Annotated in this window: 12 protein-coding genes and 1 tRNA gene; 8 read left to right on the top strand and 5 right to left on the bottom strand. The window is 44.2% G+C overall.

Translation table 11 applies throughout. The features are described from left to right. Positions 1-3 precede the first annotated feature (3 nt). The 3 genes from ABIE50_RS15600 to ABIE50_RS15590 all read right to left on the bottom strand — a co-directional run bounded on the left by ABIE50_RS15600 (position 4) and on the right by ABIE50_RS15590 (position 9,110). On the bottom strand, positions 4-4,524 hold the full coding sequence (locus ABIE50_RS15600; RefSeq protein ID WP_354028037.1) for a DUF6443 domain-containing protein: 4,521 nt from the start codon (positions 4,522-4,524) through the stop codon (positions 4-6). Positions 4,525-4,549: 25 nt separating this feature from the next. Next, complete coding sequence (locus ABIE50_RS15595; protein ID WP_209860007.1) at positions 4,550-5,494, bottom strand: hypothetical protein; 945 nt, start codon at positions 5,492-5,494, stop codon at positions 4,550-4,552. A gap of 109 nt (positions 5,495-5,603) precedes the next feature. Next, positions 5,604-9,110 (bottom strand): DUF5977 domain-containing protein, encoded by a 3,507-nt coding sequence (locus ABIE50_RS15590; protein ID WP_209860009.1) that lies wholly within the window; start codon positions 9,108-9,110, stop codon positions 5,604-5,606. 132 nt (positions 9,111-9,242) lie between these two features. On the opposite strand from ABIE50_RS15590, the gene ABIE50_RS15585 reads away from it, so the two are divergent. Both ABIE50_RS15585 and ABIE50_RS15580 read left to right on the top strand, forming a co-directional pair. Continuing rightward, entirely contained in the window at positions 9,243-9,701 is a 459-nt protein-coding gene (locus ABIE50_RS15585; RefSeq protein WP_209860012.1) for a macro domain-containing protein, read from the top strand. Beyond that, positions 9,698-9,901 (top strand): hypothetical protein, encoded by a 204-nt coding sequence (locus tag ABIE50_RS15580; protein ID WP_209860014.1) that lies wholly within the window; start codon positions 9,698-9,700, stop codon positions 9,899-9,901. The genes ABIE50_RS15585 and ABIE50_RS15580 overlap by 4 nt, the downstream gene beginning before the upstream one ends. Positions 9,902-10,071: 170 nt before the next feature. On the opposite strand, the gene ABIE50_RS15575 is transcribed toward ABIE50_RS15580, so the two are convergent. Continuing rightward, positions 10,072-10,145 (bottom strand) — tRNA-Pro (locus ABIE50_RS15575). Positions 10,146-10,328: 183 nt separating this feature from the next. Here ABIE50_RS15575 and ABIE50_RS15570 point away from each other — a divergent pair. The 6 genes from ABIE50_RS15570 (at position 10,329) to ABIE50_RS15545 (ending at position 15,873) form a co-directional block, all read left to right on the top strand. Beyond that, entirely contained in the window at positions 10,329-11,234 is a 906-nt protein-coding gene (locus ABIE50_RS15570) for an arginase family protein (RefSeq protein WP_209860017.1), read from the top strand. A 58-nt stretch (positions 11,235-11,292) separates the two neighbouring features. Continuing rightward, positions 11,293-11,898, top strand: a complete 606-nt coding sequence (locus ABIE50_RS15565) for a Crp/Fnr family transcriptional regulator (protein ID WP_209860019.1) — start codon at positions 11,293-11,295, stop codon at positions 11,896-11,898. A 61-nt stretch (positions 11,899-11,959) separates the two neighbouring features. Then, positions 11,960-12,412, top strand: a complete 453-nt coding sequence (locus ABIE50_RS15560; protein WP_209860021.1) for a nuclear transport factor 2 family protein — start codon at positions 11,960-11,962, stop codon at positions 12,410-12,412. Between the two features lie 176 nt (positions 12,413-12,588). Beyond that, on the top strand, positions 12,589-13,614 hold the full coding sequence (locus tag ABIE50_RS15555) for an outer membrane protein assembly factor BamB family protein (RefSeq protein ID WP_209860023.1): 1,026 nt from the start codon (positions 12,589-12,591) through the stop codon (positions 13,612-13,614). 85 nt (positions 13,615-13,699) lie between these two features. Further along, entirely contained in the window at positions 13,700-14,566 is an 867-nt protein-coding gene (locus ABIE50_RS15550; RefSeq protein ID WP_209860025.1) for a helix-turn-helix domain-containing protein, read from the top strand. A gap of 92 nt (positions 14,567-14,658) precedes the next feature. Then, positions 14,659-15,873: an epoxide hydrolase family protein gene (locus tag ABIE50_RS15545; protein WP_209860027.1), complete on the top strand. Its 1,215-nt coding sequence runs from the start codon at positions 14,659-14,661 to the stop codon at positions 15,871-15,873. Between the two features lie 130 nt (positions 15,874-16,003). On the opposite strand, the gene ABIE50_RS15540 is transcribed toward ABIE50_RS15545, so the two are convergent. Then, positions 16,004-16,969 (bottom strand): 2-dehydro-3-deoxygalactonokinase, encoded by a 966-nt coding sequence (locus tag ABIE50_RS15540; RefSeq protein ID WP_209860029.1) that lies wholly within the window; start codon positions 16,967-16,969, stop codon positions 16,004-16,006. Positions 16,970-16,988 lie beyond the last annotated feature (19 nt).

The following is a 16,988-nucleotide window of genomic DNA, read 5'->3' as shown; positions in this document are numbered from 1 at the left end:
AGTTTATTTAGTCGGAGCATTAGTAACTCCACGATTACTTATTAAATACCACACAAAAGTACTATAATCATGCGCCCCTGGGGCCACCGTTGCCTGATGTACTAAAGTTTTTCCTAATGCAGCTAAGCCCAAACCGACTCCTAATACTGCTGCCTGTGTTCGTGTTTTTGCGTCAAATGGAGATGCTACTGCGATTGACAACTCTTCTCTTACAAACTGCCAGTCCGCTCCAATTGCTCGTGTATCAAAAAGCAAACCAGAGGCTCCTGTTACTCCAAGATTATCATACCTTCTATCATGCCCAATTGCAGGATATTCCGCCATACTTTTAGGTATATAAGAATAATCATATTGGCCATTGTACTTTTTAGGATTATTCCCTCCTGGATAAGTTAGGCCTAAAAGATTTTTACCCTCGGTGGAAGGATCCAAGTCATTAGGAGTTAAATAACCTTGGACTTCTCTCCAACTTCGATTAAAGGTTTTGGTATCAGTAATCCAAGTAGTATTGCCTTTACCTTTCTGTCCCGTCATATTCAATCCCGTCAGTAGCCTTCCTCCATCACTAGTTGAACCTAATCCGCCTTCGGACATTTCTTCTCGTATAAATCCATTCATCTCATGCACAGAAACATCTTTATCCATAACATTTTTTTCATATTGCAAATAAGTCAGGAACCTTTCAATATCTTCTTTATCATTGGTAGAATATCCACCATTGACAACTTCCCATAGGCCGTATGGGTCTGTAAATGTAATCGGATTATTAAAACAATATCTAAAAGGCGTTAAATCATAAGCGCCTTCTGTTAATAAATCTGGTACATGCCATCTACCTATCTGCGCATCATACATCCTCGCCCCATAGTCATACCATTCAAGCCCTGAGCCATCTCCGAACTCTTTAATCTGCAATTCTTTCCCATTATACTTCATCCGATTCTCCGGGTAGTTCGTGCCTTTGAGAGCATTAGTACTAATCCCTGCCATCGTCAACCCAAACGGATAATAATGCGTCTCCTCCAGTAATGGTCCGGAATTAACACCTAACAGTACATTATCAAAGAACACATCCTGGGTGCCTTCATTGCTGGTATACACATATAGGAAACCAGATTTATCCATCACCATCTTGTCCTGGCTAAGCGTCTGCAACTGATCCGGCTCGGCTTTTACCTGTTTTACCCCACTATTCTTATCCACTAATTTAAACTGATCATCGAACAAAACAAAATTCAGGTAGGCTTTGGGCCGGTCGGCATTGGACTTATCGGCATCTCTTTCTTTCAGCCGCCGGTAATCATTGTTATAAAAATTGCTATTGAAAGGTGTCATATTACCACTACCGGCTACTCCATGCGTACCATCAGGGCTGCTGCCTCCATTAAAAGCCTGCACCAGATCGGCCAACATATTTTCGGCTGTAGAAGTAGCTGGTTGTTGGTCTTTGGGACCACCCGATTTATAAAACGCTTTGGCGCTCAGCTGGATCGTATCTCCTGCCATTACCCGCAATACAATGGAAGGCCCTATTTTCTTGCCTCCATTGGCGGCATTCAATTTTGCTACAGATGCGTTGCTGCCGGCACTTTCATCGGCTGGATAGCCTGCCGGTTTGGGGGTACGGGAATTATCAATATTGCTGAATAGTGCTGTTTCTGTAGGTGCTGCGGCCGTTTCCATGGTAGCCGCATACATAGAGAAATCCGTTTGCTCGGTTAACACCATACGGACATTACCCAGGTGATCCTTTACAAAATAGTCATACACATATTTTATAGGCTGCCCTGTCGCTAATACAGCACGCACACGTCCTTCTTCATGACCAACAAACTGTAAGGTGTCATTCTGATAGACAAAACCACCTATATAATCTGTGGTAGTAACTTTGGCTGGAGTAATGGTATTATCGGTAACGATTTTCCTGAGCTTACTACCCGAGGCGTCGTACTGGTATTTAATCACGCCCTTTCCGGTGATAGTAATACTCTCAGGCAGGTTCAGATGATTATAAGTAATGGCAGTGATATTTTTATTATTGTCCTTTGTCAGGTTGCCGTTCGCATCATAAGTATAATCGGCTGTTTCATTATTGGTGATCTCTTTAAAGTCACCCAGCTGGCTCTGGGCATTGTTCTTGCGGTCGGTTACAAAGGATAATTTATTACTGCTGATATTATAACCATATTTCAGGCTATCCAGGGTGAGTATCGTCACTCCATTCATGCCTATCTGGTTCATGGTTTGGATATTACCATTGGCATCGTAAGCAAGCCCGTTTACAGAAAAATTTTTCTGATCGCTCGTCCAACCAGTGCTACCGGTGTTTTGCTGGGTAAAATCGGCTTTTGTTAAGCGGTTCACTTTGTCATAACCATATCCATAAGCCCTGCCGACACCATCGCCGCGGCTTTTCCATTTAGCGCCGGCAATATTACCATTAAACTGAGAACTGGTAAACCCGTAATCATAACTCAGGTCCTGCCCAAACCAATTTGTGGTGCTTCCTGCAGTTGGAATAAAATCTTTATTGATGCTCTTCAGCCAGCCACGGATATTATATTCATAATTCAGCGTTTCCAACTGGGAGTTTGTAGTCACCCCTAAACGCTTTCTCTTTAACTGTCCTAACTCATCATATTCATTTACGGCTAAGGTCTTTTCCTGCGCCAGAACATCATTCAGCATCTTTTTAATACTTACCAGGCGGCCACCTGCATCATAATTCATAATGGTACGTACCGTTATCTCAGAAGTAGTGCCGCTGCGCTGATTACGATGCCGCTGATAGGTACTTAACAGTTTTCCGTTAAAATCATATAAGTTGTTGGTTACATCATATCCTCCGCTGATATTGTCTGACAGCACCTGCATTAGGCGGCCCTTGTCATTATAATAATGGGTGGTAGTAAGCCATTGATCAGTTCCCAGCACCCTTACCTTTGTTCCGGTAACCAAACCTTTAATCATGCTGCTGGCAGTGCCAGGCAAAGCTTCCGAATATAAATTATCGCCCGGCTTAGGCATGCCAATATCCCGGGTGTCATATGCCCTGTTACCTGCAAACCCATAACTATCATAATAAGTGTAGGTTAATGGTGTTAATTTATTGGCCGGAATATTGGGTAGTGGGTTAGTAGCCGTAATAGCAGTGGCGCCTCCTGTGACGGCGGTATTGATTTCAGCCGTCATCGACGCACCGGTACCCGAGTCAAAGCCATCAGTCAAGGTAATACTATTCGTTGCCTGGAACAAAGGAGTTGTGCCATCATAGGATGCGAGCACCAGATCCGCAGTACCGGGGAAAGTATAAGGGATAGATTGTGTATTACTGGTAGCAGTATTCATAGTGGCCTGCAGCGCCTCCCTGGTACTGCCGTCATTATACAAGGCCGTCATGGTCGGACGGTTTAATCCATCATAAAACGTAACCAGCCAGTTCACCCCCTTCATATTGCCATCCCGGGAAAAAGCCAGCCTGTCTCTCACATCATACACCATTTCCGTAGAATCTGCACCCGGCACCTTTTTAATGATCATGCGGTTACGCCCATCATAACGATACATAAAACAAAGTTCTGCAGCTATGGCTGTGCTGATAGTCCAGTTGCTGATGATAGCCTCCACAGCTTTCGGAGGTATTACAAAGCGTAGGTTACCCAGATCGTCATAAGCATAATAGGTACAGAGCCATCCCATATGACCAGTGCCTGGATTGTCTGCCAGCTGAACTTTCTTCAGTACCACCCTATCCTGCTTATCCTTATATTCCACCACCTGGCCGCCAGCTTCATCGGTAGTGATATTTTTAAATAACTGCCCCGCAGCATATATACGTCCCGCCACACTGGTGGGAATAATACCCCCTACCGCAAAATCCCAGATACGTACCGAATCTGAGGCCGTATTTATCAGATACTGGTTACCTATACCGCGGTTGCCGCCGCGCTCCACGGTAGTCGGGTCATTCTTCGCCCAGCTGTTACCCGGTGCATATGTTTTAAGTACCCGGTTCAGCGGGCTGGCTTCATAGTCAACACGATTATAATACACACTTTCTCCTACCGCACCGGGTGCGAGAGCTGAGTTTTGATAAAATGCTTTCTGCCCGTTGAAAGGGTCTGCTTTAAACTTACCATCATTGGTATTACCGCTTTGCTGTACATAAGGCAGGTATTTAAACTGTTCCCGTCCAAAAGCATCATACACAACAGGTGCCACCAAATCTTTTCCGCTTACACTAATTCCTTTTGAAACCGTTTGCAGGGGGCGTCCCAACCCGTCAAAATACTGGGTAGCCTGCCGCACCTCTGTTACCGGCCGGCTCGGCGATGCCACATAAGCTGTATCAGCGGTAGGAAGTGCCGGCTCCCAGGTGCGTACATAATTAATTGTAGGATTGGTATAGGCGCCCGGTACAGCAACCGGAGCGGCAGCCGGCCGGGCAGTGACATCAGGCTTATTCTGTGCCTGCAGTATGGCTGCGAAGCTCATTGACGTTATAATCAGGTAAAATCTACGCATAACTTAATTCAATAGGGGATAACAACTAATTATTTTTTTTCAGCTCCTTTTTTAATGCCTCCAATTCTGTACGCTGAGCGATGCTCTCTTTCTTCATCTCAATCATATACAGCGTCATTTCTTCGATCTTCTGTAACAGTTTCTTATTCATCTCTCCCAGATCTAATCCGTCGCTCTCTACCTCCTTTGCCGAGGGGATCTCCGGCAGATGCCTGTTAACTTTGATAAAACGCTCTACCTCTTGTAATGTAGGTAGCTCATAGTCCGGATGGAACACAAAATCAGCCCAGCTTCCCTGGGTGACCTTCATCCGTCTCGCCCCAATAGTACCTTCTACAGCCAGCTTATAGCTACCGGGATTATATGTTCCTATCGCTAATTTGCCGGCCATATAATTATTTCCACCACCAATGAAGTAAGCAGAACTATTATAGGTAGAGCCATAAACATTCACAGAACTATCCACGGCTGTTTTAAAGCTATGGGCAGGCCCTCCAACCTCCTGATAAGGAAGCGGTTGTTGCTCTCCATCATAGATAACCGGTGAAACGGCGTAGTTAGACCTGTAGTTATAACTGGTACTTCCTCGCATCCAGATGATAATCCTCCCAGTTGAATTAGTTCCCGACGCGTCTCTCCAGCCAGCTATCATCTTATTTAATGTAGCAACGGGGCTGTACTGCCTTACATCAGCATCAATAAAATTGGATCCGTTTCCCCAAGCGGTTACATGGTATCTGAATTTTGCTATAATAGAACCTCTCCATGGGTTGTCATTATGCACACTTGAACGGCCTATTTCCAGCTCGGTGGCGATGTTAGCAGCCCATCCTCCATCTAAAAATGTGACCGGGTAAAACTTACTGGTGTCTCCCTTTACCCAAAAGGCACCTGTTACCTGGGCCAACACTGCTGTTTTACAGGAGAGAATTAACAAACAAATAAGACTATACTTTCTAAACTGTTTCATAGATAAAGATTTATACAAACAATATGTCGTTTTTCTCAAAAATTATATTTCATTGCCAAGTTCTCTATCGTCTTGCAAATGTGCTTCGCCCTGGAAACAATGACATTTCTTAGTTAGATATTGTAATATTATAGGTTCCTTCAGTATTTAGGTTTACTGCATCTGAATTAATGCCTAATTCGCCGTCACTAAACCAGGTCTGTCCACTTTCTGTGACAGAAAGCATCAGGTTCATATTTTGATAAATAGATGGTATAGTTACCACCAGGTAATAGGTGCCTACCGGCACATCAACTATAAATGGGCCACTCGGAGATCTCGGGAAACTCGCCGTTGCCACAACAGTTGGCCCTTGCATGAACTTTATGGAAATTGACGAGGTGGGCGTTACGCCTGTTACATTAAAACTCAGGCGCACATGAGCTTTTATCACCGGTACCTGACATTTTCCATATAGATTTGCATACAACGGTCCATAGAGGGCCGACGCTGCGGCTGCTTGTTGGTTAGCATCTGCAAGACTAACAGTGGACACGAACATGCCCTCCTGCAACTCATATCGAACGGCCGTTCCTTCCATACTTGTAGCACAATCACTTCTGGTATAAAGCTCTGATGATAGCGAGCTTCTGTAAACAGGGATATCTGTAGTCGTTGGAATAGTGCTGGTAAATTGATAATCATACTGCTTAAGAATCCGCTGATTATGATCTTTGATCACCAAAAGCCTTCCTATATCATCATAATTATAATAAGTTGAAGATGCCCGTTCATTGGTTTCACTGGTCATGCCTATAAGCGGAGCAAAGCTATAAGTGTTGACAAGTGCACCTGCCAAACCATTGCGCAGTTTGGCTGTTTCTGTCAATATCATATTTTCTGTAGCAGGGCTATCTAAAACAGGCTGGCTTACCAATGCGCTGGCACTTTGATAATCTGCCCCTGTGATCTTTGCCACAGGATATGAGCTTTTGTATCCCCATATATAGGATTCTTTAACATTGCCAGGCGCCTGCTGCTCAAGCAACCTGCCCTGAGTGTTATACCGGTTAAACTGCATCATTACCTTATAAGCAGGATCAGTTTTCACCGCCCCACTCGTTACAGATGATGCTGCAAAGCCACTTATTGGTTGGCTATTTTCTACTGCATATAATTTATCCGGAAGCGCGATTTCCGTCTTATAAGAAGTAAATACGCTCCTAAGTAGTTGCTTATTGCTTCCGTCGCCATTGCTTTTAAAAGTACTGGATTCTAGTACTGGTGTATAAACATGCTTTTGCAGCAAGTTCTTAACCCCAGCGGAAACAGGATCCGTGGCCGTAATACCGGAATAATCCAATGGATATTTTGACTGCATCTCCTCTATCTTTCCATCACTATAGGTAGTACTTACAATGGAAGGATACAGATGCAAGAGATTATTATAGGTATACTTAGAAGTGGTTGTAAGCGCCTGGCCATTTTCATAAACAGTATGACGCTCTTCTGTTTTTAAGCTGGCTCCTCCCCTTACCTGTACCTCGCGGTAAACATAGATCGGAAGATTATTAGGTGACTGGGCAAACTCTCTTTCAGCAGTCTTTCCATCATCTTCGGTCATTATGAAAATAAATTGCGCCAAAAATATTTCAGGTATTGAAACCTCCTTGAAATTCGCATAAGTAATACTGTCACTAGACTGGAGGATCCAACCAGTTCCTTGGGACTTATAGACTTTTTTTGAGCTAAGTTTAGAGTCTGCATATGGCGGCATATACACTGGTTGATACAGAAAACCACTTTCAAACTCTCCCCAATTAGGAATAGATCGCTGGTTTAAAATCAATTGCGGAATGCTGTAGGAATATTCTATTTTCCCATTAGTGGCATTGAGGTCTTTATCTGTAGTATACTCCGTTACCTTTGAATAATAAACAGGATAACTATAGGCTTCTGCCACTTCCGGATTGGGAGAAGATTTATACCGTCTGATCCTCATGGCTCCCCTAACATTGCCATTCCCATATGGTAGTAATGTTCCAGATCCAGGTAGTGGCACTGTTACATTTGTCTGTTCGGAAGCAAAATCGTACTTACGCGGTAAATATAAAAGTATTCCCGCACCATTTTCATTCTCACCATATTTGTAGATTTTCCGCGTCATGTTGCCATTACCATCGGTTGAGATAACCTGTTGTACCCTTATACCAGGTCCCTGCTGTAATACACCCGCCCCATCCAAATACTTATTTGGTTCATAAATAAATTGCGAATTACCACCTGTTGGAAAAGTAATCTTACGGAGCATTCCATAAGATTTATGAGCAAAGGATGGCGCAAGTCCTCCTGATGAGCCCACTGTTTGAGTGGAGCTGTTTCCACTTGAAGTTAATTTTACCGAAAACTCAGGGATATTACTGCCATTTGCACCCAAATTACCATTATAATATCCCCACCAATCCCTCTGTTTGGGAAAATCCCAGGTTACCTGAAAGGCATCAGACAGGTTATAATCAAAAATATATTTTTGTTTGACACCCCCTTGCGTATTTACCTGGTTTAATTCGGAGAGCAGTACGGAGTTGTTATTCGGTAAATTCTCTCCTGGTATTGCTTTATAAGCAAACGTAAATTTTTTAGCTGTACTTCCTTTAAAATCTGTTAATGTGGCATTCGTCAATTTATAGTCCGCATCATATCCAAACGATATCTTTCCTGTTGGAAATTCGATCCCGGTAACGTAGTTCATATAGTATTCCTGAAATGACCTGTTTGATTCGGTCAATGTTATATCACTAACTGTGGCAATAGCATCCCTGGCCTCATATTGATCGAAAAGATTCATGTTACCCCATATGCGCGAATTAGATACCGAGTTACTGTAAACACCCACATACTTGAACTTTATCTTTTCTCCACATGGTGTAGTGATGGTATTAACAAACCATGAGTCATTCGTGCTAGCCACACCCTCACTCTGGAAAAACTCAACGCCTCCATAAGTATCGCCAGGTTGTGTGCCAAACAGATATAGGACTCCATCGTCATCTGTTAATTCAAAATAATTTTCAGAGATAGGCTTTATCCCAATTGGCTCACCAGAAAGAATGATTGGCTGGCCTTCATGCAGGATAAACTTACCGGATTTACCATTCAGTGTATAGGTATACAAGTCATGTTGGCTGTCCGGTGTCTGAGGCGAGGCATATGCGTATCCAGTGGTCATATACCATATCTTATCATAGTTTGCAGATAGATCCATAACCTCTGCTATTGCATATGGCGCTTTCTGGAAGGGTAACATGTCAGGTCTACCTTTCACAGTTCTTGATATCACGGCGGTAGCATTCAAATTCCATCCAATGCCCAGGCTGGAAAAATTTAAGGAAGTCTTTCTACCGGAGGCATGATAACTTATGTTCACCGGCAGGGAATACTTGTTCAAATCAACAGAGAATAAAGGAAATCCAATTGTCGGCAACCCAGTGGCACCAGAAACCGGATAATCTCCATATTGTTGAATAGAAGCGATGTTTGGAGACGGCGGAATATAATTGGTATACTTTTTCTCAGTTTGAGCTAAACAAGTGGTTGAACCGGTTAACAACAGGTACAGGGCTAAACGTATATTCATAAAATAACTTAATAGGTATTTGACAGGCGTAAAGTTAACAATAGGATTTAAATTACCATCATTTTTTTGCTTTGTTCTCTACGCACATTGAATGCGTACCCTCCTTTTATATTGCTGCAATATATTCAAATAATGGTCAACTATCTAACAGAGGGAAACATATTCAGTATTCCCGGCGTGAACAATTACGCGCATGGCTGTAACTGCGCGGGCGCTATGGGAAAAGGCATTGCCCTGCAGTTCAAAGAGAGATTTCCTGAAATGTACCTGCAATATAAGAAGCTATGTAAAAGTGGGTCCTTTGCCCTGGGAGAAGTCTTTATGTATAACCATGGGAAGGGTTTTGTATTTAACCTGGGTACCCAAAAGTCCTGGACTACTAAAGCAGAAATATCCGCTGTGGATGCTGCCATCGGAAAAATGCTCCAGCTGGCCAGAGAAAACGAGGTAAAACAGATCGCCCTACCCAAAATCGGCGCAGGACTCGGAGGGCTCGATTGGGAAAGCGTTAAGCGAATAATTGATCTGCGAGCTGCGGCCTATCCTGAAATAGGCCTGTTTGTAGTAGAAAATTTTAAATCAAGTTTATGAACAGAAATAACTTTATTGAACAGCAAGAGCATAAACAGTCACGGAATATGGAGCACCAGATAATGGATCAATACTATGTAAACAAGCAAAATGCAGACAAAGCTGCCAGGGACGCGAAAACTAAAAAAATTGTATCATGGGTTTCTACCTCGACGGCAAGAGTAGCGGCCATTACGGGTGTAATTGCTTTGCTCAAATAAACTTCACTCCTTCCGCCCCCTCCTCAAATATCCCTTTAGTCAGTCGATGGCCATTCATCATGTTGACAACTTGATATGTGCAGAAAAACAAAAAAGCCCGCAGATCCATGATCTACGGGCTTTTGCGACTTATTTTGTAATAAAGCATTACAAAGGAAATGTCTTAAAAGTCGGGACGACTGGATTCGAACCAGCGACCTCTTGCACCCCATGCAAGCGCGCTACCGGGCTGCGCTACGTCCCGTTTTTGCCGGTATTCCCGTGTTTTACGGGATGCAAAAATAGTTAATTATTTTATTTTTCAAAATTTAAATCCCTTTTTCATAATTATTTAGATCAAAAAACCAGGCAGCATCTGTTGAAAACAGATTTAATGAGAAGCGTGAGTAATCACTCACCCTGGAACAGAATTTGCGCCCAACTGCACATGAAAATCCTGAAAAACCATATAGAAATAATAGCAGCACCATCCATACTTGGCCTAAAGCCCAATGGCGTAGAGCTCCTGCCCGAAGCCCTCATCCATGCAGGGCTTGAAAAGCAGCTGCAAACCAATATTCCCGTTCAATACCTCCCCACATTGAACACCATGTACAGCAAGGAGAGAGATCCTGAAACCGGATGCCTCAATCCTGATACGCTCCGGCAGTTCTCCATAGAATTGGGTGGAGCAATAGCTGCTACAGCCGGCAAGAAACATTTCGCTTTTGTTTTGGGAGGAGATTGCAGTATCCTGCTGGGAATTATGTCCGGGCTTAAAACCAGGGGTACCTACGGCCTGGTTTTCATAGATGCCCACGCCGATTTTTATGAGCCTTCAAAATCCCCTACCGGGGAAGTAGCAGATATGGACCTGGGCTTTGTAACCGGCCGTGGCCCGGCCAGGCTGACCAATATCAACAATTCACAACCTTATGTAAAGGATGAACATGTGATCCATGTTGCACAACGGGATGCAGCTGAGGCTGCACATTATGGCTCCCGGGATATCCGTGACACGTCCATCCGTATTTATAATATGGAGCTGATCGGACAGAAAGGTATAGAAACCGTAACTACTGGCATCATTGCAGATATCAATAACTGGAAGGTAGATGGTTACTGGCTGCATTTCGATACCGACTCCCTTGCCGATGAGATCAATCCCGCAGTAGAATACCATCTGCCCGGCGGCCTTTCCTTTGAGCAGGCGGCCTATCTCATCAACCAGTTGCTCCGCACCGGCAATATGGCCGGTATCAGCGTTACCATCTTTAACCCTCGTATGGATCCGGATGGCCATATCGCCAACGATATCACCCAAATGCTTATTCGTGCCTTCAGTGCCGGTTGAACAACATCTCCGCTTCAACTGTAATTATAATATCTTCGTACCACAAATCTATCCGGCCATGACAACGGCTTATCAAAAGATCCTCGCAGGCATCAATAAGGTTAGCAGAATTACAGAAGAGGACTGGAATCTCTGCCAGGCCGGTCTTCGTTATAAATCCTTCAAAAAAGGTGAGTTCTTTATAGAAGAAGGGAAGATCTATAAAGAGATCGCTTTTGTTATCAACGGTCTTTTCCGTGCATATTATGTGATTGACGGAGAAGAGATCAATTGCAGCTTTTTTTTCGAGGGACAATGGCCCAAAGCCTATCACAGTTTTCTTACGCAAACGCCAGGCAAAATGTGGGTCCAGGCCATGGAGGATTCGGAGGTCTTCCTCCTCTCCTATGAATTACTGCAATCACTGTTCAATACCAGCAGGAACTGGGAAAGGTTTGGCCGCATCGCTGCCGAAACACTGTACGTGTCTGCCCAGCTACGCAGTGAAATGTTGCTGCTCGACAAACCGGCCGACAGATATCTCAAACTGCAACAACAGCAACCCGAAATACTGGAACGTATCCCACTGTATCATATCGCTTCCTATATTGGTATCAAACAGCCCTCCTTGAGCCGCATCCGCAAAAGACTTTCAAAAAAGGCGATAGCTGAAGTACGATTATAACCCAGGTTATAATGGAACGGCCCATCAGTTCCTAATTTTACAGTGCACAAAAACAGTTGTAATGAAAAGAATTACAGGCGCTATCGCTCTGCTTGCAGCGATGATGACTACTTATGGCCAATCCAAACATCAACATATGCAAACACAACAGATACTGGACGTCAATCGCCAGCTTTTTAAAGGCACCGCCGAAAAAACAGAAGCACTGATCAGGGAAAATATAGCAGATGGCTTCCTGTTCACTACTGCAAACGCAGATGTGCTGGATAAGGAAGGCTATATCAAAGGCTTCGCACTTCATCCTTCCATAAAAATATCATTGATGAGCACCTCTGATGAGCGTGTGACTATCTCCGGTTCAACCGCAATTCTGACCGCAATAGCACATATCAGGATCGCTAAAAATGATGAAGCTCCCCGCGATCTTCTGGAAAGAATTACAGGCACTTATATTCTGGCCGGTGGCCGTTGGAAGATGCTGGCTTTACAAGCCACTTATGTTCCCGGGAAATAAAAATGGCAGCCCCTGTTGCTACCCGTCCTGTTATAAACCCTTTCCCGGCTGCCGAAGGCAAATACATTAACCGCAGCAAAGAAAACATTGTATTTTAGTGGATACGTTGCTTTGAGAGGTATTACGAACTTACGATGTAAGCGCGTTCTCAAACGTCAATTTTGAAACGATATAATATGATGCAATTAGTCCGCCGGCTAAGCCAGGTACAGGAACCGCTTATTACAGCAGCAGGTATTGTTTATAAGAACAGCGATAACGCTATCATCCGGATAGACTACAATCTTTTAGTTAGCGGAGGCGTACCGGAACCTGCGCCTTTTGTGCTGGTTGCAGCGGCAAATGAGGAAGTGATTATTCGGACAAAAGACAACATCATTACCTGGAACACAGATAACAACGTTAGAAAGGAATATCCGTTCCATTATACAGGCAGCCTGCAGATCAAACTGCTGTATGATGATAGTATGATCATCCGCAATAAAACGGCTGCCGGCTGGAACCTGAGCAAATATAATTTCCGGAATTCCAGCATTACCTGGGAAACTGATGGCGCTTATACTCACCTTTTCACCAGGAATGGCGATCTGTTAGTGGCTACACATACTGAGAAAAAAGAGCTGCTCACCTGTTTCAGCGAGGCAAAAGGCACCTCCATGTGGGAAGTGAATATAAATGAACTGGGCCTGCCTGCAGGGAATTATGAGATCATCGCCCGCGGACAGTTTGCCGGTAACCGTATATACTTAGGCGTTACCAACCGGCAAACAGACTATTTACTTTGCCTGGATGCCGGGAACGGCAGGTTACACTGGCTGGTGAAAGGCGCTGGCATGAGATTCCAGGCAACGGGTCAGACCATATTATGCTTTGTGAACAGGGAAATATGGCATATCAATGCTGCGGATGGTGTATGCCTTCACAGCGTAGACCTGTCATCTCATATTAAATCTGCAGACATTGACCCTTATGCCAATATTATATTCAGGGATAACAAAATGTACATGGCAGGTATCCTGGATACCATTATCAGCGAATGGGATATACAAACCGGCGAACTGCTATGGCATTACCGGATACACGATCCCGGCAAAACCGGCCGTAGCGGTGTTATGATCCCCGCAGCCGAAGATGTATTTCATGTATTTGATAACCGCATGTATGTGCTGGATTCAGAACAGACCTTACATATATTTGCCTGATCATTTGCGCCATCCCATTATACGGCACATTTTTTTGGTAATCCGCCCAACAATACCTTAATTTATAGCAACCATACATACCCATATGAGAAAGGGAATGGATCTTGCATCATTCGACATCTTTAAATATATAAAGTATAATTTCTTTAAAGCAGCAAATACCCAATATATGTTGCTGGACGACGCCACCTTTAAAGTGGCAGATATCCGTTTCCCGATACGTAACTTTTTTTATGGCATAGGCATTACTTACGGCGGTAAAGACAACGTTCTTATTGCAAACAATGAATACGTCATAAGCAAGGGCAGTTGTATTGCCATCGGCCCCGGTACTATTTCCCAGTGGCTGAATGAATCTACTGCACTAACAGATACGGTACTGTTTACACGCGATTTCTTCAGGAGCTCCCCTTTTGCCGGGTTTCCTGATTCGCTTCCGTTCTTCCAGCCCGGCGGCAACCATGTAATCCAGTTAAATACCGCGCAATTAAAGCAAATGAGATTGTTGTTCAACACACTTAAAGCGTTCAGGGATGATGAAACCATTGTTACCTGTATCGTTTATTCCATCCTCATGCTCGCAAAAAAAATGTATGATACCGATCTTACCCATAAGCTGAATGGGCTCACTCATAAACAGAAACTGGCAAGGCAATTTCAAAGCCTTGTGGTGGAACATTTCTTAACAAAACGAACCGTCGATTTTTATGCCCGGGAAATGAACATAACCCCCAAATACCTGAGTGAGATCCTGTTATCCGAAATAGGAAAACCTGCCAAAACATTGATCGACGAAACGGTTTTCCTGGAAGCAAAAACATTATTGAGACAAACAACTATGTCGGTCCAGGAAATTGCCGACTGGCTTAATTTCCCCGAAACTTCCAACTTTATTAAAGCTTTTAAAAAAAGAGAGCACCTAACGCCTGCTGCATACAGGAAGCATGAATAATGCATTACCGGAAAAATCACCATTATTACCGACATTTTGATAATTATGCTGATAATTTTTGAAGCAACTTTACTGCAATAAAACTATATAGCATGAATAACACAATCACCCCGTTCACAATTAACATTCCGCAGGCGGAAATTGATGATCTGAATCAAAAACTAGCCTTATCGCGCTTTCCTGCTGGAAAAACAAATGACTGGAAATGCGGAGCGCCCGTGCCTTATCTCCAAAAAATTGTACACTATTGGCAAACAACATTTAACTGGAAAAAGCAGGAAGCCTGGTTAAACCAATACCCTCAATACATAGCCAACATAAACGGGCAGCCTATACATTTTCTGCATATCAGATCAGCTGATCCAAATGCTATTCCATTGATGCTCATTCACGGTTATCCCAGCTCATTTGTTGAGTTTATAAAGATAGCCGACCTGCTTACCAGCCCACTGCAACATGGAACGGAACCAGCCGTTTCTTTTCATTTGATCATTCCCTCCATACCAGGATTTGGCTTTTCCATTCCTTCTAATGAAGAAAGTTGGGACCTGATAAAAATAGCGGCTGTTTTTGCAGAACTGATGACCACATTGGGATATGAAAAATTTGCTGTGCATGGTACAGATATGGGCGCTGGCATAACAGGCATGCTATCCGCAATTGCAGGCCACCGGTTAATAGGAACGCATGTAAATACCGATTACACAGCTGTAACAGGCATGGGTATGTTGCCGCAGGATCTGCAATCCTTCTCAGACCTTGAAAAGGAACAGATCACCGGGTTCAAGGATTATGAGAAAAATGAAACCGCCTATCTGAAGATCTTATCAACAAAACCACAAACATTGGCGTATGCGCTCACCGATAGCCCTGTAGGCTTATTAGGCTGGATCATGGAGAAATTCCAGGCATGGACAAATGCCGCGAAACATTTGCCTGAAGATGCCATCGGATTAGATCTTATGCTTACCAATATTTCAATTTACTGGTTCAATAAGCTTGGGGCATCTGCTGCTTATACATTGTACGATGGCATGAATATGTCGTTCAACTGGAACACACAAAACAGTGATGCCAATACACAACCGGCAGCTGAACAATCATGGGCGCCGCCAAAAATCCCTTCGGCAATGGCAGCCTTTGGTGGCAATGGTGCACTCCTTAAAAAATTACTGGGGCCGCTGGGCAACCCCGACAGGTGGAGCGCTTATGATGAGGGATTACATTTTCCGGCGATGGAGTGCCCGGAGCTACTGGCGAAAGATATATATAGTTTCTTCCAGGCATACGGTGCCCCCACTGTCTGATGAAGCAGTGGGGCAAGGCGCTATCATTAAAAAACGCCTCCCACTTGCTTCCCTTATTCCATCAACCAATAATTCAAACCTGTAAACCATTGGTTGAAACTTCTCTGCTAAAGTAAAAACACCACCAGTTTCAGGCATCGTTCACTCCTGAATTATACCTCATGTCATTACGCTCTATGATAGTTCTCAGCACCACCTCCCTCTGCCCTCTCACCAACGCCTCATCTCCGTCAATCACCTTCGCTACCTTTATCTCCAGCGCCTCACACGCCGCAGTGTAAAGCCGGGCATGCTGCGGCCCCGCCACCAGGTATACCTCCACATCAGCCGGTACCGCTTTCAGTTCCGCACCAATCAGCAACCCGCTTAAATAAAAACGGTTATGTGCCGCTGGCATCTTTTTGAGCACCTGGTTGGTACGTACCATAAACGCCGCATGCAGCAGGTTATCCGACCATCCGGCGCGCACCCCTTCTGTAAAGCAGGCAAGGGAATCTTCCAGTGTACCTTCTGCACCTACCGATGCAGCAAGGATACTGTGGGTGGCCAACAAGTCAAAAAATTCGCCTGTCATGAAAGTTTGAAAACGAACTGCCTGTTTGTTATGCACTACTATATGCTTGGGATGCGTACCCGGTAGTAACAGCCACTGCTCCTCATCAACATCAGGTAGCAATGTAAGACAGCCGGCTACTTTGGTTTCTTCTCCACGCATTACATCATGCCCACTGCTGGCGCCGGAAACAATAATAAACCGTTGAAAGATATGCACTCCCAGACCGGTTCCGCTCAGGTGAAAAGGCAGTGCTTTATAAGGCAGTTCTATCATGCCGATACTGGAAGAAGCCATACCGGAAAGCACTACAGGCACATCTTGCAGCGGGATACCTGTTTTTCCCTCAAGCTCGTCAATCTGCCGGTTGATGATCGCAGCAAAAAATTCTTCACGTGGCAGGGTTGTTTGCTGCCATTGCTGGTATGTACCGGCAATACCGGCCCCTGATCTTTCTTCTACTATAATATGCAGGCTATCGGTTTCCACCAGCCGTAGCCGGAAAGAGCTGGTACCCCAGTCGCAACTTAAAAAATATTTCATCTCCTGCCTGTTTATGCTA

The organism is Chitinophaga sp. OAE865 (assembly GCF_040546735.1).
GTDB classification, from domain to species: Bacteria; Bacteroidota; Bacteroidia; order Chitinophagales; family Chitinophagaceae; genus Chitinophaga; species Chitinophaga polysaccharea_A.
The sequence above is the reverse complement of the archived record's forward strand: the minus strand, read 5'-3'. Positions and strand labels throughout refer to the sequence as shown.